General features: G+C 35.3%; 15 protein-coding genes. All 15 read left to right on the plus strand.

What is annotated here, in order from left to right:
- Positions 1–11 precede the first annotated feature (11 nt).
- On the plus strand, positions 12–2,606 hold the full coding sequence (locus FNW17_RS06335; protein ID WP_144071172.1) for a glycoside hydrolase family 31 protein: 2,595 nt from the start codon (positions 12–14) through the stop codon (positions 2,604–2,606).
- Between the two features lie 82 nt (positions 2,607–2,688).
- A complete protein-coding gene (locus FNW17_RS06340) occupies positions 2,689–3,651 on the plus strand; it encodes a glycoside hydrolase family 43 protein (protein ID WP_143389787.1) in 963 nt (320 codons plus the stop codon).
- Positions 3,652–3,682: 31 nt separating this feature from the next.
- On the plus strand, positions 3,683–5,254 hold the full coding sequence (locus FNW17_RS06345) for a glycoside hydrolase family 43 protein (protein WP_144071173.1): 1,572 nt from the start codon (positions 3,683–3,685) through the stop codon (positions 5,252–5,254).
- A 58-nt stretch (positions 5,255–5,312) separates the two neighbouring features.
- Positions 5,313–7,907, plus strand: coding sequence for a xylan 1,4-beta-xylosidase (gene xyl3A / locus FNW17_RS06350; protein WP_144071174.1), 2,595 nt, complete (start codon positions 5,313–5,315; stop codon positions 7,905–7,907).
- Positions 7,908–7,980: 73 nt separating this feature from the next.
- The gene (locus tag FNW17_RS06355; RefSeq protein ID WP_144071175.1) at positions 7,981–8,904 is read left to right on the plus strand and encodes an alpha/beta hydrolase; all 924 of its coding nucleotides are present in this window, start codon (positions 7,981–7,983) and stop codon (positions 8,902–8,904) included.
- A gap of 39 nt (positions 8,905–8,943) precedes the next feature.
- The gene (locus FNW17_RS06360) at positions 8,944–10,056 is read left to right on the plus strand and encodes an esterase (RefSeq protein ID WP_144071176.1); all 1,113 of its coding nucleotides are present in this window, start codon (positions 8,944–8,946) and stop codon (positions 10,054–10,056) included.
- Between the two features lie 8 nt (positions 10,057–10,064).
- Positions 10,065–11,216, plus strand: coding sequence for an esterase (locus FNW17_RS06365; RefSeq protein ID WP_144071177.1), 1,152 nt, complete (start codon positions 10,065–10,067; stop codon positions 11,214–11,216).
- Between the two features lie 8 nt (positions 11,217–11,224).
- Positions 11,225–12,301, plus strand: a complete 1,077-nt coding sequence (locus FNW17_RS06370) for an esterase (protein WP_144071178.1) — start codon at positions 11,225–11,227, stop codon at positions 12,299–12,301.
- Between the two features lie 24 nt (positions 12,302–12,325).
- A complete protein-coding gene (locus FNW17_RS06375; RefSeq protein ID WP_235893252.1) occupies positions 12,326–13,612 on the plus strand; it encodes a glycosyl hydrolase family 8 in 1,287 nt (428 codons plus the stop codon).
- A gap of 29 nt (positions 13,613–13,641) precedes the next feature.
- Positions 13,642–14,814 (plus strand): alpha/beta hydrolase, encoded by a 1,173-nt coding sequence (locus FNW17_RS06380; RefSeq protein ID WP_144071179.1) that lies wholly within the window; start codon positions 13,642–13,644, stop codon positions 14,812–14,814.
- Positions 14,815–14,833: 19 nt separating this feature from the next.
- Positions 14,834–15,958, plus strand: coding sequence for an alpha/beta hydrolase-fold protein (locus FNW17_RS06385; protein ID WP_143389779.1), 1,125 nt, complete (start codon positions 14,834–14,836; stop codon positions 15,956–15,958).
- A gap of 141 nt (positions 15,959–16,099) precedes the next feature.
- Positions 16,100–18,679, plus strand: a complete 2,580-nt coding sequence (locus FNW17_RS06390; protein ID WP_144071180.1) for a glycoside hydrolase family 9 protein — start codon at positions 16,100–16,102, stop codon at positions 18,677–18,679.
- A 13-nt stretch (positions 18,680–18,692) separates the two neighbouring features.
- Positions 18,693–18,941 carry a hypothetical protein gene (locus FNW17_RS06395; protein ID WP_218043855.1) on the plus strand — a complete coding sequence of 83 codons (249 nt, stop codon included), beginning with the start codon at positions 18,693–18,695 and terminating at the stop codon, positions 18,939–18,941.
- Positions 18,942–19,003: 62 nt separating this feature from the next.
- Positions 19,004–20,920: an alpha/beta hydrolase-fold protein gene (locus FNW17_RS06400; RefSeq protein ID WP_144071181.1), complete on the plus strand. Its 1,917-nt coding sequence runs from the start codon at positions 19,004–19,006 to the stop codon at positions 20,918–20,920.
- Between the two features lie 70 nt (positions 20,921–20,990).
- Positions 20,991–22,925: a glycoside hydrolase family 97 protein gene (locus FNW17_RS06405; RefSeq protein WP_144071182.1), complete on the plus strand. Its 1,935-nt coding sequence runs from the start codon at positions 20,991–20,993 to the stop codon at positions 22,923–22,925.
- Positions 22,926–22,927 lie beyond the last annotated feature (2 nt).

Raw genomic sequence — 22,927 nt, forward strand, 5'->3', positions numbered from 1 at the left:
AATAATATTACATGCAAAGACTCGTATATATTCTGTTTTTAGGTTTGTTGGCAACTTCAATTAGTGCCCAGCAGTATAAAAAACATACTTTAACGAAGGGCAAATTAGCTATAGATTTATCACAAGGAATTTTAAATATAATTCCTCTTACGGATAAATCAATACGAGTACAATATGAAATTGGAAATACAAAAGAAGTTCAAGAGTTTGTATTTATCAACAAACCCAATCTGCCAAGTTTTGCATTTAAAGAAGACGCAACAAGTTTAAAATTCATCACAAAAGCGATAATAGTAGCATTCGATAAAAAAACAGGAGTGCTTCAGTATAGCGATAAATCTGGAAAAGTTTTCCTTAGTGAAAAGGCAAATTCAAGGTTGATGAAACCCAGTACCATTATGGGTGAACCTTGTTTTGTAGCTGAACTAGCCTTTGAATCCCCTCAAGATGAATACTTGTTTGGACTCGGGCAATTTCAAGATGGTTTTTATAATTTAAAAAATAGTACTCGAAAGTTAATTCAAGTGAATTCACAAATTGCTATTCCATTTTTGGTTTCTAATAAAGGCTATGGTTTATTATGGCACCAATATGGTTTGACTTATTTTAACCCAAGTAATCAAAATATTGCTTTATCTAAAAATGATACAAAAGAAGGTGAAAAACGCGAAGCCGAAGTTACAACCACAACTGGCACACAGCGAGTATCTCAACAGCAAGCAGTTTATTCTGGTAGTTTTTCAGTAGCTAAAGACGGTGAATATTCTGTAATGCTTGATCTTGGAGACATGGATAGCCGCCATTTAGTAATTATTGACGATATCGATGTAATCAATCAATCAAATTTATGGTTGCCGCCAGCAGTAAGTAAATTAGTTCAATTAAAAGCGGGAGAACATACTGTAAAAGTGGTTTGCAAAGCGAGTAACACGCCTTCTCTTAGTTTAAAACTTTCTAATAATGAAACCGTTTTCAATTCGCCTAATGCCAAATCACTAGATTATGTTGTTTTTGCAGGAAAAGATACAGACGAAATTATTGCCACTTACCGCAATCTGACTGGTAATGTACCGATGTTGCCTAAATGGGCCTTTGGGTTTTGGCAATGTCGCGAGCGATACACTTCTGGAGAGCATTTGGTTTCTACTCTTAAAGAATTTAGAAAGCGTAATTTACCTGTGGATGTTATTGTACAGGACTGGCAATATTGGGGAAAATATGGATGGGGAGTGCCTAAATTTGATGAAACACATTATCCTGAACCAGAAAAATTTATAAAAGAAATTCATGATTTGAATGCTCATTTTTCGGTTTCGGTTTGGGAAAATTTGAACAAAGAATCTGAAATCGCCAAGGAATATGTATCTAAAAATTTGTTTATAAAAGATAGTCCTTGGATTGATATTTATAATCCAGAAGCCCAAAAGACTCATTGGAACGCGCTCGATAAAAATTTATTTGCTCTGGGTGTAGATTCTTGGTGGATGGATGCAACGGAGCCTGAAAATGATGCCCTAAGAGGCAAACAAACCTATTTTGGGTTGGGTGATTTTTACCGTTTGACGTATCCGTTATTTGTTAGCAAAGCCGTTTATGAAGGACAAAGAAATACCAATCCAGACAAGAGAGTTGCCATTCTAACTCGTTCCGCCTTTTTGGGACAGCAACGTTACGCCACTATTAATTGGTCGGGAGATATTGGCTGGGACTGGGATGCATACAAACGTCAAATAGTTGCTGGTTTAAATTATAATCTTACCGGAATGCCTTATTGGACTACTGATATAGGTGGTTTTTTCCGTCCTGGTAAAGGGCAATATACTGATGAAAAGTATCACGAAATACTAACTCGTTGGTTTCAATGGGGAGCTTTCAACCCAATATTTCGTATTCACGGATATCAAACAGAAACGGAACCTTGGAAATATGGCGAAAAAGTAGAGAATAATATGCGTACTATGATGAATCTTAGATACCAATTAATGCCTTATATCTATTCAGAAGCTTGGCAAATATCTAAGAATAATTCGACTTTGATGAGATCCCTAATTATGGACTTCAATGATGACACAACCGCAGTGAGTCAAGCCTATCAATATATGTTTGGAAAAGCGTTTTTGATAGCGCCAGTGACAGCACCTGATGTTACCAATTGGAATGTTTATTTACCAAAACAAAACGCTTGGTATGATTTCTGGACGGGCAAAAAATTTGAAGGAGGTCAAACTATAGCAACTCCAGCTCCATTAGATAAAATACCAGTTTTTGTAAAAGAAGGTTCAATTGTACCGATGGGAAATGTAGTTCAAAGCACTCAAACAAAACAAGACGAACTTGAAATTCGGGTTTATACTGGTAAGGATGCGTCTTTTTCCCTATACAATGACGAAGGCGATAATTACAACTATGAAAAAGGAGAGCATATTGAAATTACTATGACTTGGAATGAAAAGAATCAAAGTTTAACTATTGGAAATCAAATAGGTAACTATAAAGATCAAATAGACACATATACTATGAATATCAAATGGATAACAGGAAATCAAAATGATACTGTTGCCAAATCCATAAAATATAGTGGTAAAAAAGTAGTCATAAAAAAGTAGTTTTTAACAAAAATAAATCCGATCGAAATGCTACACAAAAGAGTAACAAGAAAGAAATGCTATTAACCAAACTTTATAAATTATGAAATTAAAAACCAAGATTCTATTTGTATTAATGTGTTGTTTGTCGATGATTGAAATTACAGCACAAAACCCTATAATTAGTCATATTTTTACTGCCGACCCATCTCCAATTGTACATAAAGGTACACTGTATTTATATACGGGACATGATGTAGCCACTGAAGCAGACACCAATTATAAAATGGCAGATTGGCATGTGTTTTCTACAAAGGATATGGCAACCTGGAAAGATCACGGAGCGCCACTTTCTCCAAGCACCTTTTCTTGGGCAACTGGCGATGCTTATGCAGCACAGTGTATCGAGAGAAATGGAAAGTTTTACTGGTTTGTTTCTACATTTCATAAAGAAGATGCCAATAGTAAAGGTGGAGCTGCAATTGGAGTAGCAGTTTCAGACAGTCCAACAGGTCCTTTTAAAGACGCTATTGGAAAAGCTCTTGTAGTAAATGAAATGACTACAGACATGAAACATTCATGGGATGATATTGACCCTACAGTATTTGTTGATGATGATGGGCAAGCCTATTTATTTTGGGGACATTCAAGCTGCAAATGGGTTAAACTTAAAAAAAATATGATAGAAATGGATGGAGCTATTACTACTTTCAAGCCCAAAAATTATATCGAAGGCCCTTGGGTTTATAAAAGAAAAAATCTTTACTATTTAGTTTATCCTGGTGCTGGTACTAAACCAGAAATGATAGAATATTGTACCGCAACAAACATTGCAGGGCCATGGACTTATCAGGGGATTATTCAGGACAATGTAAAAAATAGTTTTACTACACATCCTGGTATTATTGATTACAAGGGCAAATCATACTTTTTTTACCATAATGGAAGTTTGCCTACAGGTGGTAGTTATAGACGTTCTGTTTGTGTTGATTATATGTATTACAATGAAGATGGTACAATTCAAAAAATAATACAAACCACAGAAGGGGTAAGTAAAATCAAATAAAAAACACACCGTAATTTAAAAATATCATCTAATGAAAAATAAAATCATATTCATCTTTTACATCTTAATTTCGCAAACGGTTGCATATTCTCAAGAAAATAAAGCTAAAAATCCATTGATTTATGCAGATGTTCCTGATTTATCGATGGTTAGAGTTGGTGACACCTACTATATGAGCAGTACAACAATGCACGTTAATCCGGGTGTTCCAATTATGAAATCTACTGATTTAGTCAATTGGAAGCTTGTTAATTATGCTTATGAAACATTAGAAGACAACGATGATAGACTCAATTTAGACAATGGAAAAAATGATTATGGTAGAGGTTCGTGGGCTAGTTGTTTGCGCTTTCATGAAGGACTTTATTACCTAAGTACTTTTTCAGGAACAACGGGTAAAACATACATTTATTCAACAAAAAATATAGAAAAAGGACCTTGGAAAAAGATAGTTTTAAATAGCTCTTACCACGATCATTCTATTCTTTTTGATGATGATGGCAAAATTTATATGGTTTGGGGAGCTGGAAAACTTGAAATAATAGAGCTGAACAAGGATCTTTCAGGTGTAAAAGAAGAAACTAAAAGAGTTTTGATAGAAAACGCCAGTGCTCCTGCAGGTGATAATATTATGCTAAATTCTGAAGGTTCTCAACTTTTTAAAGTTAATGGAAAATATTATTTATTCAATATTTGTTGGCCACGAGGAGGAATGCGTACAGTAATTATTCACCGTGCCGATAACATCAATGGCTCATGGGAAGGAAAAGTTGGATTACAAGATCAAGGTGTTGCACAAGGTGGACTTATCGACACTCCAGATGGCAGATGGTTTTCTTATTTATTTAGAGACGCTGGAGGTGTAGGGCGTATTCCTTATTTGGTTCCAGTCAAATGGGAAAAGGATTGGCCAATTTTAGGTGATAACGGAAAAGTGTCAGAAACTTTAGACTTGCCTGCCAGCAAAGGATTAATTCCTGGAATTGTAAATTCCGATGAATTTAATCGTAAAAAAGGAGATGCAGCTTTGCCTTTAGTTTGGCAATGGAATCATAATCCAGATAATTCGCTTTGGTCCGTTAGAGAAAGAAAAGGCTATTTAAGATTAAAAACAGCTAGAATAGACAGCAGTTTTGTTCAAGCTAAAAACACGTTGACACAAAGAACCTTTGGGCCAGAAAGTTCAGCAGCTACGCTTATTGAAGTATCTAAAATGAAAGAAGGAGACCTTGCAGGACTTTCTTTGTTACAAAAGGAATATGGATTTATAGCTGTAAAAATTGAAAACGGGTCTAGGAAAATTGTAATGATTGAAGCAGCAAAAGGCATTCCTAAAGAAGTTGCAAGTGTACCATTAAATCAAGACAAAGTATATTTTAAAGCAGAATGTGATTTTAAAAACAAAGCCGATAAAGGAAAGTTTTATTACAGCCTAGACGGTAATAAATGGGTTGCTATTGGAAGCACAATAAAATTGCCTTATACACTTCCTCATTTTATGGGGTACCGTTTTGGGTTATTTAATTATGCCACAAAAAATGTGGGTGGTTTTGCAGATTTTGATTATTTCCATATTAATGGACAAATTTCAAAAACGAATTAGTTCATGGCTTCATTTCTTAAAAAAAACTTAATTGTTAAATTTAATTCTATTAAAAATCATGAAAATTAAACATCTATTTTTCTTAAGTCTATTTTCAATATTTAGCATAACTGCTCAGCAATTTCCTTATCAAAATCCATCTTTGAGTTCAGAAGAACGAGCCAAAGATTTAATTTCAAGATTAACACTTGAAGAGAAAGCAGCATTAATGTGCGATCAAAGTGATGCTGTACCAAGACTTGGAATTAAAAAATTCAATTGGTGGAGTGAAGCCTTGCACGGTTATGCAAATAATGATAATGTAACGGTTTTTCCAGAACCTATTGGTATGGCAGCCTCGTTTGATGATCAATTATTGTATCGTGTTTTTGATGCTGTTTCAGATGAAGCTCGCGCAAAATACAATCAATGGACACAAAATGGTAATGAGAATAAACGTTTTTTGAGCCTTTCTGTTTGGACTCCAAACGTAAATATTTTTAGAGATCCTCGCTGGGGTCGTGGTCAAGAAACCTATGGTGAAGATCCTTACCTTACTTCTAGAATGGGAATTTCAGTCGTTAAAGGGTTACAAGGTCCAGCAGATGCTAAATACCGTAAACTTTTAGCCTGTGCAAAACACTTTGCTGTTCACTCCGGACCTGAATGGAGCAGACATGAATTGAATCTAAACAATGTAAATCCTAGAGAATTATACGAAACCTACTTGCCCGCATTTAAAGCATTAGTACAAGATGCCGATGTTCGCCAAGTAATGTGTGCCTATCAACGTCTTGACGATGAACCTTGTTGTAGCAATACTCGATTATTGCAACGTATTCTTCGTGATGAATGGGGTTTTAAATACCTAGTAGTTTCAGATTGTGGAGCCGTAACTGATTTTTACACCACGCATAAAGTTTCATCAGATGCGACACATGCAGCATCCAAAGCCGTTCTTGCAGGAACTGATGTAGAATGTGTTTGGGAGAAATATCCTTTTAAAAATTTGCCAGAAGCTGTTGCAAAAGATTTAATTAAAGAAGCCGATATTGATAAAAGTCTGCTTCGAGTTTTAATAGGCCGTTTTGATTTAGGCGAAATGGATGACGACGCGATTGTGCCTTGGACAAAAATCCCTGCATCAGTTCTTAACAGCAAAAAACACCAACAATTAACACTTGAAATGGCTCAAAAGTCAATGACGCTTTTGCAAAATAAGAACAACGTTCTCCCTTTAAATAAAGCAACAAACAAAATTGCCATCATAGGTCCAAATGCTGATAATGAACCTATGTTATGGGGAAATTATAATGGAACGCCAGTTAAAACCATTACCATTAAAGACGGAATTGAATCAAAAATAGATTCGAAAAATATCTTTTATGATAAAGCCTGCGATTTAGTTGAAGATAAAGTAACTCAAACTTATTTTGACCAAATTTCATTTGAAGGGAAAAAAGGGATGAAAGCAACCTATTGGAATAATCCTAATAGAGAGGGGAATAGTGTTGCATCTCAGCAAATTGTAAATCCTATAAAAATGACTACTGCTGGTCAGCATGAGTTTGCTTCGGGAGTTAAACTGGAAGGATTTTCGGCAAAATATGAAACGGAATTTACAGCTAAAGCAAATGATATTCTTATTTTCAAAACGGGAGCAACCGGAGCTTTCGAATTGTTAATTAACGGGAAATCGACAGCAAAATACACGAATTGGCGAACTGTTCCCGGGAATATCCCTTTTCCAGTTGAAGCTGGTAAGAAATATAAAATAGAAATTCTTTTTGCCCAGTCAAACAACTGGCAAGCCAATCTTGAATTCGATTTTGGAAAAGAATATGCTATAGATTTCAGTGCTTTAATCCAAAAATTAAAAGGTTTCGATACCGTAGTTTTTGCAGGTGGACTTTCTACTTTGCTTGAAGGCGAAGAAATGCCAGTTTCTTATCCCGGTTTTAAAGGTGGTGACCGAACCAATATCGATCTTCCGGCTGTTCAAAGAATGTGTTTAAAAGAGCTTAAAGCTGCGGGTAAAAAAGTGATTTTTGTAAACTGTTCCGGTTCTGCAATTGCTTTAACGCCCGAGACAGCAAGTTGCGATGCGATTTTACAGGCTTGGTATCCAGGTGAAGCAGGAGGTCAGGCTGTTGCCGATGTGCTTTTTGGTGATTATAATCCTGCTGGGAAACTACCTATTTCATTTTATAAAAACTCAGAGAAACTAGGTGATTTTGAAGATTATTCAATGAAAGGTCGCACGTATCGATACACAACAGATGTTTTATTTCCTTTTGGTTTTGGTTTAAGTTACTCTCAATTTAATATTGGTTCAGGCAAATTGAGCAAGTCAACCATACAATCGAATGAAAATACGCAGTTAAGTTTTCCAATAGAAAATAGCAGCAAACGTGATGGAACAGAGATTGTTCAGGTATATGTTCGAAAATTAAATGATCCCGATGGGCCTTTAAAAACCTTGAAAGCGTTTAAACGAATTGATTTAAAAGCAGGTGAAAAACAAAATATAACTATCGATTTACCTGCTTCTTCATTTGAATTTTATGATTCTAAAATTATAGGAATGAATGTAACTCCTGGAGAATATGAAGTTTATTATGGCAACAGTTCGGATGCCAATGATTTAAAAATGACAAAAATCACAATTCAATAAGCATAACACAAGAAGCTTCGTAAAAAAAGTAAGCTGTAAAAGCCATAAGATAATCCACTTAATGAATTTTTAAATGAAAAAAGCAAATCAATATTTTCGTGATACAAATAAAACAAGGTTGCTCTTAATATGCTATTTTTTGTTTTTTTCGGTATTAATTCAGGCGCAAGAAATCATCAATTTATATCCTTCTAAAATTCCAAACTCAAAACCAACAGAGTTAAAAGAGTCGGGAATTGGAATGTATAAGGATGTAACCATTCCAACACTTGAATATTTTAAACCCAATGCTGAAAAAGCTTCGGGAGCAGCCGTAATTATTGTGCCAGGAGGCGGCTATTCAGTTGTGGTTTACAATGGAGAAGGAGTAAGTACAGCCAAAGCATTGGCAGAAAAAGGGATTGCAGCCTTTGTTCTTAAATATAGGTTGCCAAATGACGCGATAATGGTGGACAAAAAAATAGGTCCCTTGCAAGATGCACAACAAGCTATTAAACTAGTTAGAGATAATGCTGATAAATGGGGATTAGATAGAAATAAAATTGGTATTATGGGCTTTTCCGCAGGCGGACATTTGGCTTCTACAGCAGCAACTCATTTTGAAAAATCTTATATTGATAATAAAGAAAACACTAGTTTGCGACCTGATTTTCAAATTTTAGTATATCCGGTTATAAGTATGACTAATGCTTTAACTCATGGAGGGTCAAGAGATAATCTGCTAGAAAAAAACCCAAGTAATGATGATATCGATTTGTTTTCAAATGAATTACAGGTTAAGTCTAATACGCCCCTGGCATATCTGACGCATACTGCAGATGATACTACAGTAGATGTTGATAACAGTATTCAGTATTTTGAAAAACTAAGACATAATAAAGTAGATGCCGAAATGCACATTTATCCAAAAGGAGGTCATGGATTTATTTTTAAACACGCGGGTTGGATAACTCCATTATTAGACTGGATGAAGAGAAATCAATTCATTAAAGAGTAACGTTTTTTAACTATCTAAACTAAAATAAATCACAGTTATATGACTCAGAAAATATTCAATTTAGCCTTTTTATTCATTTGGGCCAGCGTTTTAAGTCAGCCCAAAAAGCAGCCTGAATTTATTTCACCGCAGGTGAATATAGATAATACAGTAGCTTTTAAATTGTATGCTCCCAATGCAAATTCTGTCAAGCTTAATTCACAGATAGAAAACGGATCTGTTGATATGGTTAAAGATGAGTCAGGTGTTTGGAGTGCCACTATTGGCCCAGTAAAACCGGATATGTATCCTTATGCATTTAATGTTGATGGAATTCAATTGGCAGACCCAAAAAACACAAATATTTTTCCTAATGAAGGATTTCAAAATAGTCTGGTAGAAATAACAGGAAATACTCCTTTGGTACATACCATACAAAATGTCCCTCATGGTACGCTGTCTTACAGGTTTTATACCTCGCCTGAATTAGGCCAGAGACCAGTTGTTGTGTACACTCCGCCTGGTTATGAATTGGATACAAAAAATACTTATCCGGTTCTGTATTTACTTCACGGTACTACAGATACAGAAGAAACATGGACAAAAGTAGGCCGTGCAAATAGTATTCTGGACAATCTTATTGCACAGGGAAAAGCAAAACCTATGATCATTGTGATGCCATACGGAAGAGCTTATCCAACTATAAATAAATCGGCTGGAAGTTTGAGAAATTGGGATAATCTTCAGGAAATAAAAAAGGATTTTTTAAATCATCTTTTCCCTTTTATAAATAAAAACTACCGAATAAAAAAAGATAGAAATTCACATGCCATTAGCGGATTTTCGGGAGGTGGAGGCACCAGTCTTTATATAGGTTTAAATAATCCTGAAATTTTTAGCTGGGTTTTCGGATTTGCTCCTGGGATGTTACCTAATGAATTTGATCGTAATAATGCTCTTGCTTTTGAAAATCCAAATCAAACCAATAAAAACCTTAATCTTTTTTGGATTGGTGTGGGTAAGGATGATTTTACATACACTGCAATAAAGGATTATTTTAAAGTATTAGATAATAAGGGTATTAAATATGAAAGTTATATTTCTGATGGCGGTCATACCTGGATGAATTGCAAACTTTATCTTTCAATAATTGCACAAAAACTTTTTAAATAAATAATAAAATGAAAAGAAGTATAAACCGATGGCTTTTTGCAGTTCTATGCATTTTGCAGTTCACAGCATTTGCACAACCACGAGGACCATTTACAAATTCTCCACAGGTACATGAAGATAAGACGGTTACTTTTGAATATTTAGCTCCAAATGCTCAAAAGGTACTATTGAGCGGGCAATTCCTTACGGGAGGTCCTGTTGAAATGAAAAAAGGAGAACAAGGGATATGGAGAACTACTGTTGGTCCAATTGCACCGGATATGTATCCGTATAACTTTGAAGTTGATGGCGTTGGTGTTATGGATCCGGGGAATGTAAACTATTTTCCTAATGAAAGATTCAAAGGTAGTATTTTATTAGTTCCTGGAAATCAGCCACGAATGTATGAAATGAGAAATGTTCCGCATGGTTCAGTAAATTATGAATATTATCCTTCTCTCGAAAATTCAACCGGATATTTGGTAGTATATACACCACCGGGTTATGATGCTTCTCCGGATAAATCATTTCCGGTTTTTTATCTGATAAGCGGCACTACTGATACCGAAGAAACATTTTACAAAGTTGGAAATGTGAATTGGATTCTGGATAATCTTATTGCCGAAGGCCTTGCAAAACCTATGATTGTAGTAATGCCGTATGGCAACGTTGCCGCCCGAATTGCCGAACAAAATGGTAAACCTAAACCCGAAGACCCAGCAAGAGAAAGTGAAGCTTCGAATGCAAGAATGAAACAGTTGGAAAACGATTTGATAAAAAATATAATCCCATATATTGAGTCTAATTACAGAGCTATAAAAAAACGCGAAAGCAGAGCAATTGGAGGCTTTTCAAGAGGTGGCGGACAAACCCTAAGAGCAGCCTATGGTAATTTGGATACATTTGGATCGATTTGCTGTTATAGCGCATCTGCTTCTCCCAAAGATATGGACAACGATTTTAGTTATATAGGTAAAAATCCAGAGCAAACTAATGCGCAACTTAAACTGAATTGGGTAAGCGTAGGAAATTCAGATTTTATGTATCCGTCTACAGTTGAGTATATGAATTATTTAAATGCTCATAATATCAAATATCAGGGTCTTATTACTTCTGGTGGTCACACTTGGATGAATGTGAAAAAATTTATGATCGAATCTCTCCAATTGCTTTTTAAATAACAGATATCATGAAAAAAAATATATACACCGTTTTCATACTTTTTTTATCAGTACAGTTTGCTATTGCACAAAGAGCACCTCGATTGAGTTCTCCTGATGTTTCTTCGGATAATAGTGTTACTTTTAGGTATTATGCGCCAAATTCCAAGAATGTTTTATTAAGTACAGAAATCCTTAAGGAACCCATTGCTTTGACTAAAGATGATAAAGGGGTTTGGACAGTAACACTTTCTAAAGTTAAACCTGATATTTATCCTTATAGCTTTATTGTAGATGGAGTGGAAACAGATGATCCAAATAATACTTACCTATTTGCAAACGAACGGTTTAAAAGGAGTGTTGTTGATGTGCCGGGTAATAAACCTTTAATTCATTCACTAAAAAATGTCCCTCACGGAAAAATCAGCTACAGATTTTATAATTCCAAAACTTTAAATAAAACCCGTCGCGTATTGGTTTATACACCTCCCGGATTTAATATGCAGGAAAGCAAAAAATATCCTGTTTTGTATTTAATACATGGAGGATCGGATACAGAAGAAACCTGGACAAAAGTTGGAAAAGCAAATCTTATTGCTGATAATCTTATTGCTGAAGGAAAAGCAAAATCCATGATTATTGTAATGCCTTATGGAAATGTAAGACCTGCTCCAATGCCTGATTTTACAAAAGATATTATTAATGATATTATTCCTTTTATAGAAAGTAATTATCCTGTTTATAATGATTCAGAACATCGTGCAATTGCTGGTTTCTCTGTTGGAGGCGGGCAAACATTAAATATTGGATTTACCAATACAGACAAGTTCGCTTATATTTCTTCCTATGCACCTTATACTGCTACAGAAGAATTTGCTAAGAATTTTACAAATTGGAATCCTGATGCTAAGAAAGTAAATGAACAATTAAAACTTTTCACTATCAGCGTAGGGAAAGACGATTTTTTATACAAAAGTGTACAAGCAAATATTTCCATGTTTAAAAGTAAAAATATCGAAATTGAAACTTTAATCGTTCCAGGAGGACATACATGGATGAATTGTAAATTATACTTAACAAATACATTACAACAATTGTTCAAATAAAAACAAATTTATAAATTAATAAAAATGAAAAGTAAACGCATATTTAACATGAAGGGTCTTACTATAAAAACTATATCAACATTAATAATATTGGTAAGTTTCAATGTAATTCAGGCTCAAAAGAAAAATCAGGATGCATTCAAAAATATTAAATATAGAAATATTTTTAAAGAAGCTGGTTATAAAAAAGAAGCTATAGATAAGAAACTTTCGAAAGCATATTACGATGTTTTCGAAGGGCCAAACAAGGTATATTTCACCGTTGGAGACACCATGGCTTATGTATCTGATGTGAAAAATAAAGATGCAAGAACCGAAGGAATGTCTTATGGAATGATGGTGGCAGTCCAGCTGGATAAAAAAGAGGTTTTCGACAAAATCTGGAGATTTTCAAAAGCGTATATGCAACATCAAAGCGGTCCACGAGAGGGTTATTTTGCATGGAGTCTTAACCCGGTTACTATGAAGCAGAATTCTCCAGGATCAGCTTCGGATGGGGAATTGTATTATATAACTAGTTTGCTTTTTGCTTCTAATAAATGGGGGAATGATACAGGAATAAATTACTACAAGGAAGCCCGCCGAATATTGGATGCAATGTGGAAAAAAGATGGTACTGGCAACATATACAATCTTATCAATACGGAGCACAAACAAATATCTTTTGTGCCAGAAGGTGGCGGTTATAAATGGACTGATCCTTCTTATCATCTTCCCGCTTTTTACGAAATATGGGTTCAATATGCCAAAGATGGTCACGAGCAATTTTATAAAGAATGTGCCGATGTATCTCGTGAGTTTTTGCACAAAGCTTGTCATCCTGTAACTGGGCTAAATGCAGATTATACCGAGTTTGACGGAACGCCACATTCAACAAAATGGATGCCTGCAGCATTTCGTTATGATTCTTGGAGAGTTCCTATGAACATTGCTATGGACTATACTTGGTATGGTAAAGACAAAAAATGGCAGGAAGATTATGCCAAGAGATTTCAAAACTTCCTTAGATCTAAAGGTATGGACACTTATGAAGATCAGTTTAACTTGGATGGTACTACACCCGATTTTATTCTTCAGGCAGGACCTGTGAAAAAACTGAGACATTCTATAGGTTTGGTATCCACGGCCGCGACCGCTTCACTTGTGAATAAAGATAAAGCAAGTATAGATTTTGTTCACGCGGTTTGGAATGCCAAATTGGAGCCCTATGAAGACGGCTATTTTGACCCTTATTATGATGGTCTAATGCATTTGTTTAGCCTAATGCATCTTAGTGGCAAATACCAAATTATTGTTCCTCAATCCAAATAATTATTCTTTTAACTATAAAAACCAAGAAAATGAAGTATCAATCTTTAGCAATTGCCGTATTATTTATGGCAACAACAGGAGTTAGTTTGGCTCAAAAAACTCCAACTACTGTAATCGAGGATTTCAAAATTTCGGCAACAACACAACAAGGAAAGCAATATCCTCAGGTAAATTCTGAAGGACGAGTTCGTGTTCAAATTACTGCTCCAGAAGCTCTTAAAGTGCAGTTGGATATAGGAGCTGTAAAATATGATCTTAAAAAAGATGACAAAGGCGTTTGGACTGGTGAATCTGCGCCTCAAGACGAAGGATTTCATTATTATCAATTGAATATCGATGGTGCTTCTGTACCTGATCCAGGAAGTATGTACTATTATGGCGCAAGTCGTTGGGGAAGCGGAATCGAAGTTCCAGCAAAAGATCAGGATTTTTATGCACTCAAAAATGTAACTCACGGAGAAGTTAGAGAACAAATTTATTTTTCTAAAAGCAATAACAACATGCGTCGTTGTTTTGTTTATACACCGCCGGGATACAATAAAGATAATAAAAGGTATCCTGTACTTTATTTACAACATGGTTCTGGAGAAAATGAAACAGGTTGGTCTGGTCAAGGACACGCCAATTTGATCATGGATAATCTAATTGCCGAAGGAAAAACAACTCCATTTATCATTGTTATGGATAACGGAACTTGGACACCTCCAGCTCAATCAGCACCAGTTTCTCAAGCGGATCGTGCTAAAGGGAATTGGCCTCCAAAAGGTTGGGCAGATGCATTTGCGAAAACTTTGTTGGAAGATATTATTCCAATGGTTGATTCTAATTATCGCACCCTAGCCGATCAATCCCATCGTGCTATGGCTGGATTATCAATGGGAGGAATGCAAACACGTGTGATTACTCTGGCTAATCCTACTATTTTTGCCTATGTGGGGATGTTCAGCGGGGGAAGTATAAATCTAGACGATATTAAAACAGCACCTGCTTTCAAAGAAAAAACAAAACTTTTGTTCGTGAGTTATGGTAGTCGTGAACTTGATAATCGTAGGGATGTACTAAGAGGTGACCCAAAAGTAAATACGGAGAGTTTGAATCAAGCTGGTATAAAAACTCATTTTTATATCTCTCCACTTACAGCACATGAATGGCAAACTTGGAGAAGAAGTTTACACGCATTTGCACCACTTATTTTCAAATAATATAAAAAAAATTAAAATTATGAAACAGTATTCAATTGTTTTAGTATTGGTATTTATTTTGTCTAGCTATTTGTCTTTTGCACAAACCAGTCAAACGGCTATAATCGAAGATTTTAAACCCTCTTCTGTTAATCAACCGGGACAAGAATATCCTCAAGTTAATTCTCAAGGATATGCACGATTTAGAATTTCAGCACCCGAAGCGCAGTCAGTAGTTGTGAGTCTAGGATTAGGTGGTGCAAAAGGAGGAACTACCCTTGCCAAAGCTGAAAACGGGTTTTGGATGGGAACCACTGCAGGCGCAATGGATGAAGGATTCCATTATTATCATGTAACTGTAGATGGCGGTATTTTTAATGATCCAGGTGCATTGAACTTTTATGGTTCTACTCGTTGGGAAAGTGGTATCGAAATACCGGCTCATGATCAAGATTTTTACGCTTTGAAAGATGTTCCTCACGGAAATGTACAGCAAATTCTTTTTCCTTCAAAGAGCACTAACACCTCTCGAAGAGCGTATGTTTATACTCCGCCTAATTATCATAAAGATAAATCTAAGTCTTATCCCGTTTTGTATTTGCAACATGGTTGGGGAGAAGACGAAACAGCTTGGAGCAATCAAGGGCGGGTAAATCTTATTATGGATAATATGATTGCCGAAGGTAAAATAAAACCATTCATCGTTGTAATGACTTACGGAATGACAAATGAAATTAAATTTGGTGGTATGGCTAGTTTCAAGATTGAACCATTTCAGACGGTTCTTACAGAGGAATTAATTCCTTATGTTGACACTAATTTCCGCACGATTGCCAAACAAACGCATCGCGCGATGGCAGGTTTATCAATGGGAGGAATGGAAACAAAAACGATAACCATTAACAAACCAGAAATTTTCTCTCATTATGCACTTTTGAGTGGTGGAATTTATAAACCAGAAGATATTAAAGATAAATCGAAGGTAAAACTTATCTTTTTAAGTTGTGGAAGTAAAGAACGTCCTGATGGCGTGAAAAATGCTGTAATTGCACTTAAAGAGGCTGGATATAATGCTGTTTCTTATGTTTCTGAAAATACTGCTCATGAGTTTTTAACTTGGCGTCGCAGCTTTAAAGAACTTGCACCTCTTTTATTTAAGGAGTAAGGATTAAGGTAACTATTCATGGCTAAACATGATGAATAGTATCTGATGATGGATTGGTATTTGGTTGAAAAGAAATAGTACAAGCAAATAAATTTACCATCACACAACTAGTTATTTAATTTAATAAATAAAATATAAATTATGCGTAGACTCAATATTATTTTAACGATTTTTTCCTATTTCGATTGCCCTTTATTGAAAAAAGGAATACTATTTTCTGGTTTGTTTTGTATAACAAACATTTCATTTTCTCAAAAATTAGTATTAAATGAAAAAGAATATTTTGAAACTCAAGGCTTGAATGTTTTGGTTTTTAATAATGAATATAATGGAATATTTTTTGATGAAAAAACGGCAGGGATAGAGTTTATACACCACGGAGTTAGGACAGTTACTGGTGGTGCAATTAGACTTCATAATACACCAGAACAGTGGGATTTAATTCCAAAAATGATAAGTCGAAAAGTAAACAAGGCTAACAACACAATTGAAGTTATACTGAGATATGAAGATTTCGATTTTGATTCTAAAATAATAGTTACACCAAGAGGAAAAGGTTTTGTATTGAATGTGGTATTAGATAAGCCTATTCCAAAGATTTTAGAAGGAAAGGCAGGATTTAATATGGAGTTTTTGCCAAGTACTTATTTTGAAAGTAATTATTTAGTTGATGGAAAAGCCGGAACATTTCCTCGATATCCTGCAAGCAATACTGAAACGCGACCTACCTCTGAAAAAATCTCACAATTTGCTAAACACAATACTTTTGATGATAGGGGTAGAAAAGAATACATTGTAACATTACCGCTTGAGTCGGGCAAAAATCTAATCTTTGCTCCCGAAAACCCTGAGCGAACTGTGAAAATTCAGTCCGATAATCAGGAAGTTATGCTTTTTGATGGAAGAGATCTAGGGCAGAATGGATGGTTTGTGGCACGCAGCCTTCTTCCTGCAAACAAAACTGGGAATGTGTTAACTTGGTATGTAGAACCCAATGCTATACCCAATTGGACGAGAGAACCAGTAATAGGATTTTCTCAAGTGGGTTATTTGCCAAGCCAAAAGAAAGTGTCTGTAATTGAACTTGACAAAAATGATAAAGTGTTACCCTCAGCCTCGATTTTTAAACTCAGTGAAGATGGTAAATTTGTAGAGAAACTAAAAGCAGATGTTAAGGTATGGGGAAATTATTTAAGATATAATTATGCCCAATTTGATTTCAGTTCTGTGACCGAAAAAGGGCTTTACTATATTCAATATGGAGACCAAAAAACGAATACTTTTCAGATTGAGGATTCTATTTATTCAAAAACTTGGCATCCAACCATGGATGTTTGGTTTCCTGTTCAAATGGATCATATGGAGGTAAATGAAGCGTATCGAACTTGGCATGGCAAACCATTTTTAGATGATTGTCTTCAGGCGCCATTAAATCACGAACATTTTGACGGATATAAACAAGGACCTACAACGGAAACTAAATACAAACCATTGGAACGTATTCCAGGTATGTCCGTAGGAGGTTGGTTTGATGCTGGAGATTTTGATATACAGACTTTTTCGCATGTTAGTGTAGTCGATAGTTTTGTAGAATCATGGGAAGCCTTTAAAGTAAACAGAGACGAAACCTATATAGATCAAAAAACGCAATTTGTAGATATACATCGTCCTGATGGCAAACCAGATGTATTGCAGCAAATTGAGCACGGAGTATTGAATCTTGTTGCTCAAGTAGAAAACATTGGTCATCCTGTAAGAGGTATAATTGTACCCAATTTGCATCAATACCATCACTTGGGAGATGCGTCTACGGAAACTGATAATCTGCCATATAATCCATCTCTTAAAACATACGAATCCAATAGAGTCTCGAGCGGCACACCTGATGATCGATGGGCCTTTACGCATCGTACGTCATTTCTTGATTATAGAACTGCAGCCGCTTTAGCAGGTGCAAGTAGAGCTTTAAAAGGATATAATGATGAACTTTCCGTTAAATGTTTGACCCTCGCTAAAAAATTATTTAACGAAGCAAATGAAGGTCCAAAAGATGCAAAAGATGAAGATGGTCCATTTTCCGATTTTGCTAAAGGGAGTGATATGATTGCGATGTTACAGCTGTTCATAACCACAAAAGAAGATCAATATAAAACTGGGTTTTTGAATAAAATTTGGAATTCATTGGATGAAAATTTAAGAGGAAATATGAATTCAGCCCTGCTTGCTATTCCATATATGGACGACAACTATAAAGCAAAATTGCGTACTTATGTCATTAAATATAAAGCTGCTATTGACAAAGAAACTTCCGATAATCCTTATGCGGTTCCTATATTAAAAGGGGGTTGGGGAGGCAGTTCTCAGGTTATTAATTGGGCAAGAGTGAATTATTATATACATAAATCTTATCCAGATGTTGTTGATAAAGAATACGTTTATAAGGGATTGAACTATGTTTTTGGATGTCACCCTTATTCTAATTTGTCTTTTGTAAATGCAGTAGGAAATCGTTCTAAAAATGTAGCTTATGGTGGCAATCGAGCGGACTTTACAACTATTGCTGGTGGAGTTGTTCCCGGGCTTATTTTTCTTAAACCAGACTTTTTAGAAAACAAAGATGATTGGCCTTTTTTGTGGGGAGAAAATGAGTGTATTATAGACGGTGGCGCTTGGTTTGTCTTTCTTGCGAATGCTGCAAACGAATTATCAGTGAAAAAATAAAATATAAATAAGTATGAAACGATTTCTTAGTTCATTCATTCTATTTTCATGCTTGTGTTTTCAGTCCATTTGGAGTCAGGAAACACAAAAAATCAGGGCGGATTTCAAACCTTCTTCTGTCAATCAGCAAGGCAAGCAATATCCACAAGTCAATTCAGAAGGGCGTGTTCGTGCCAGTATTTCTGCACCGCAAGCCAATAAAGTTCAATTGGATTTAGGAGGTGTAAAATATGATATGATAAAAGATGAAAAAGGTGTTTAAACCAATTTGCTGCTAATCTTTTCAAATAAGAAAACTTTAACAAAACCAAAAAAACAAATAAAATGAAAAAAATAATCACAACTGCAATATTACTATTTATGTGTAATAGCATTGTTGTTGCCCAAAAAATAGAAAAGGAAGGTCCAAAAGGTTTCGACCAACTAAAACCTGCAATTGCTCATGGAAAAATAGACTCAATCTCGTATGCTTCAAAAACGGTTGGAACGACTAGAAAAGCATTAGTTTATACAACGCCGGGTTTATCAAAAGGCAAGAAATACCCAGTTCTTTATCTTTTGCACGGAATAGGTGGTGATGAAAAAGAGTGGTTAAATGGAGGAACTCCACAAATAATATTAGACAATTTATTTGCCGAGGGAAAAATTAAGCCAATGATAGTGGTAATGCCAAACGGTCGCGCCATAAAAGATGACCGCGCTACCGGAAACATTATGGCTCCAGACAAGGTTCAAGGATTTGCTAATTTTGAAAGAGATCTTTTGGATGATTTAATCCCCTATATCGAAAAAAAATATCCAGTTTTGAAAGATAGAGAAAACCGAGCAATCGCAGGTCTTTCTATGGGAGGCGGACAATCACTTAATTTTGGTTTGGGTAATTTAGACAAATTTGCTTGGGTTGGAGGTTTTTCGTCTGCACCGAATACAAAATCGCCTGAAATATTGGTGCCAAATCCAGAAGAAGCAAAGAAAAAACTAAAACTCCTTTGGATATCGTGTGGCGATGCCGATGGATTAATCACATTCAGCAAGCGCACACACGACTATTTGTATAAAAATGATGTTCCGCATATTTATTATTTAGAACCAGGAGGACATGATTTTAAAGTGTGGAAAAATGGTTTGTATATGTTTTCACAGTTTTTGTTTAAACCTGTAGATTCATCAAGTTTTTCAACATATACTCTATTAGGATCCCAACCAGAAACTAATATTCGTAATGCTAAATATCCTCAAATATTGCCAGATAATCGAGTTGTTTTTAAAGTTAAAGCTCCCGAAGCAGTGAAAGTGCAAATCGATTTAGGTAAAAAATACGACATGGTAAAAGATGCAGAGGGAACTTGGAACCTAACTACCGATGTTATAAATAAAGGATTCAATTATTATTCCTTGCTTATCGATGGTGTGGCTGTTGCTGATCCCTCAAGCGGAAGTTTCTATGGAATGGGGCGTATGGCTAGTGGTATAGAAATTCCAAATAGAGATGGTGATTATTATGCTTTAAATAATGTTCCGCATGGCGATATTCGAATTAAAAAATACTTTTCAAAAGCAACTAATTCTTGGCGTGAAATGTATGTTTACACTCCGCCAGGTTACGATAATGCCACCGAAAAATATCCTGTTTTATATCTATTACACGGAGGTGGCGAGGATCAAAGAGGATGGGCTACACAAGGAAAGGCCAATTTAATTTTAGATAATTTAATAGCTCAAAATAAAGCAAAGCCAATGGTAATTGCAATGCTTGACGGAAATATGACAGGAGTTACAGGTTTCGATGAAAGAGCGCTTATAGCTTTTGAAAATGAATTAAAAATGGGAGCAATTCCATTTGTAGAAAGTAATTTTAAAGTAGCAACCGATGCTAAAAATAGAGCTTTAGCCGGTTTGTCGATGGGCGGATTACAGACTTTGTATGCAGGTGTGAAAAATTCAGATATGTTTTCAAGTATAGGAGTATTCAGCTCTGGTTGGTGGGCAAATAGCACAACATTATCAGAACCTCAATATGAATTTATGAAAAATAATGCCGCAACTATTAATTCAAATATTAAAGAATTTTGGATTTCAATGGGAGGTAAAGAAGATATTGCTTTTGAAAATTGTAAAATAATGATGAGCAAGTTTGATCAAATGGGAATTAAATATAAATACAGTGAATATCCAGGAGGTCATAGTTGGCCGGTTTGGAGACATGATTTGTTTATGTATGCTCCATTATTATTCAAGTAAAATAGTGTCAACTTGGGGCAATGCTTTAATTAATTTGGGCTTACTTATAGAAACATTAAATATAAAAACAATGAAAAAATTAATTATTTTATGCTGCTTTATAATTTCTTCAGCAGTTTCTTCGCAAAATACAATGTCGGTTTCGAGTCCTGATGGAAACCTTGTGGTAAACGTATTGGTCAAAAATGGCAAACTAGTTTATTCTGTTATCTATAAAGGTGGGATTGTATTAGAAGATTCTCCGTTAGGATTAATTACCAATGCAGGGGATTTTAGTACCAATATGATTTTCGAAAATTCATCGGTAGCTAAAGTCCAAGAGGAATATACTCAAACTAAAATAAAACAATCTAAAGTTAGCTATAATGCCAATACTTTAAACTGTTCGTTCACCAATGCCCAAAAACAAAAAACAGCTATTTTGTTTCAAGTAAGTAATAATAATATTGCTTTTCGATATGAATTACCAGCTTGGGGAGACACTAAAGCTTGTGTAGTCACAGAAGAAACAACTGGGTATAAATTTCCGTCAACTACAACCACATTTCTTTCTCCAATGATGAGTGCAATGACTGGATTTGCTCGTACAGCTCCTAGCTATGAAAGCGGTTATGAAGCCGATGCACCATTGGATAAAAACACATCTTCTGATGGTTATGTTTTTCCGGGACTTTTTCATTTGGGTAATAAAGCTTGGGTTTTATTATCAGAAACAGGAGTGAGCAGTTTATATACAGCATCACATTTAAGTGGGTATAAAGACGGTTTATATACTGTAGAATATCCAAATCCTAAACAAAATAACGGTTTTGGAAGTTCAGGAGCACAAATAAGTCTTCCGGGTGTAACGCCTTGGAGAACTATTACCGTAGGGGAAACACTCAAACCAATTGTTGAAACAACGATTCCTTTTGATGTTGTAAAACCACTTTATAAACCTTCGCAAGATTATAAAATGGGACGTGGTTCTTGGAGCTGGATTGTATGGCAAGATAATAGTATGAACTATGAAGATCAAGTAAAATATATCGATTTGGCTGCTGCCATGAATTTTGAATACATCTTAATTGATGCATGGTGGGATGAAAGAATTGGCTACGAAAAAATGAAAGAATTAATCAAGTATGCCAAGTCAAAAAATGTTGAGGTGTTCTTGTGGTACAATTCGAATGGTGCTGTAAACGACGCTTTTATGACGCCTCTCAACAAAATGAATACCGCTATTGCTCGAAAAAACGAAATGAAATGGCTAAAAGAAGCGGGTGTCAAAGGACTTAAAGTGGATTTCTTTGGGGGTGACAAACAAGAAACGATGAAGTTATATGAAGATATACTTTCAGACGCTAATGATTACGGTTTGATGATTATTTTTCACGGAGCAACTCTACCTCGTGGTTGGGAAAAAATGTATCCAAATTACGTAGGAAGCGAAGCTGTTCTGGCATCCGAAATGCTGATTTTTTCTCAGGATGTTCGCGATAAGGAATCCTATTTTGCGGCATTGCATCCTTTCATTCGAAATGCTGTAGGCAGTATGGAATTTGGTGGAGTATTACTGAATAAATATCTAAATAAAGGAAATGCAAAAGGACAACTACGATTGACTACTGATGCCTTTCAATTAGCAACAAGCGTACTTTTCCAAAATCCTATTCAAATGTTTGGGTTAACCCCAAATAACCTTACAGATGTACCCGCTTTTGAATTAGACTTCTTGAAAAAAATTCCAACAACTTGGGATGAAACCGTTTTCATCGATGGTTATCCAGGTAAATATAGTGTAATTGCCCGCAGACATGAACAAAAATGGTATGTAGCAGGAGTAAATGCAGAGAAGGTAGCTAAAAAACTTAAACTCAACTTGCCAATGCTTGCAGGGCAAACTATCACTATGTACAATGATAAGGATACCAAAGAAACTTATACAACAAGCGTAAAAGTTTCTAAAAACGGTGAATTATCAATAACGATTCAGCCTAATGGAGGATTTGTATTAACGAATTAGAA

Source organism: Flavobacterium franklandianum (genome assembly GCF_007097365.1).
Lineage (GTDB): Bacteria > Bacteroidota > Bacteroidia > Flavobacteriales > Flavobacteriaceae > Flavobacterium > Flavobacterium franklandianum.

Coding starts and splice junctions, on each gene's coding strand:
- FNW17_RS06335 (WP_144071172.1), top strand. CDS start 12: ATGCAAAGACTCGTATATATTCTGTTTTTAGGTTTGTTGGCAACTTCA.
- FNW17_RS06340 (WP_143389787.1), top strand. CDS start 2,689: ATGAAATTAAAAACCAAGATTCTATTTGTATTAATGTGTTGTTTGTCG.
- FNW17_RS06345 (WP_144071173.1), top strand. CDS start 3,683: ATGAAAAATAAAATCATATTCATCTTTTACATCTTAATTTCGCAAACG.
- xyl3A (WP_144071174.1), top strand. CDS start 5,313: ATGAAAATTAAACATCTATTTTTCTTAAGTCTATTTTCAATATTTAGC.
- FNW17_RS06355 (WP_144071175.1), top strand. CDS start 7,981: ATGAAAAAAGCAAATCAATATTTTCGTGATACAAATAAAACAAGGTTG.
- FNW17_RS06360 (WP_144071176.1), top strand. CDS start 8,944: ATGACTCAGAAAATATTCAATTTAGCCTTTTTATTCATTTGGGCCAGC.
- FNW17_RS06365 (WP_144071177.1), top strand. CDS start 10,065: ATGAAAAGAAGTATAAACCGATGGCTTTTTGCAGTTCTATGCATTTTG.
- FNW17_RS06370 (WP_144071178.1), top strand. CDS start 11,225: ATGAAAAAAAATATATACACCGTTTTCATACTTTTTTTATCAGTACAG.
- FNW17_RS06375 (WP_235893252.1), top strand. CDS start 12,326: ATGAAAAGTAAACGCATATTTAACATGAAGGGTCTTACTATAAAAACT.
- FNW17_RS06380 (WP_144071179.1), top strand. CDS start 13,642: ATGAAGTATCAATCTTTAGCAATTGCCGTATTATTTATGGCAACAACA.
- FNW17_RS06385 (WP_143389779.1), top strand. CDS start 14,834: ATGAAACAGTATTCAATTGTTTTAGTATTGGTATTTATTTTGTCTAGC.
- FNW17_RS06390 (WP_144071180.1), top strand. CDS start 16,100: ATGCGTAGACTCAATATTATTTTAACGATTTTTTCCTATTTCGATTGC.
- FNW17_RS06395 (WP_218043855.1), top strand. CDS start 18,693: ATGAAACGATTTCTTAGTTCATTCATTCTATTTTCATGCTTGTGTTTT.
- FNW17_RS06400 (WP_144071181.1), top strand. CDS start 19,004: ATGAAAAAAATAATCACAACTGCAATATTACTATTTATGTGTAATAGC.
- FNW17_RS06405 (WP_144071182.1), top strand. CDS start 20,991: ATGAAAAAATTAATTATTTTATGCTGCTTTATAATTTCTTCAGCAGTT.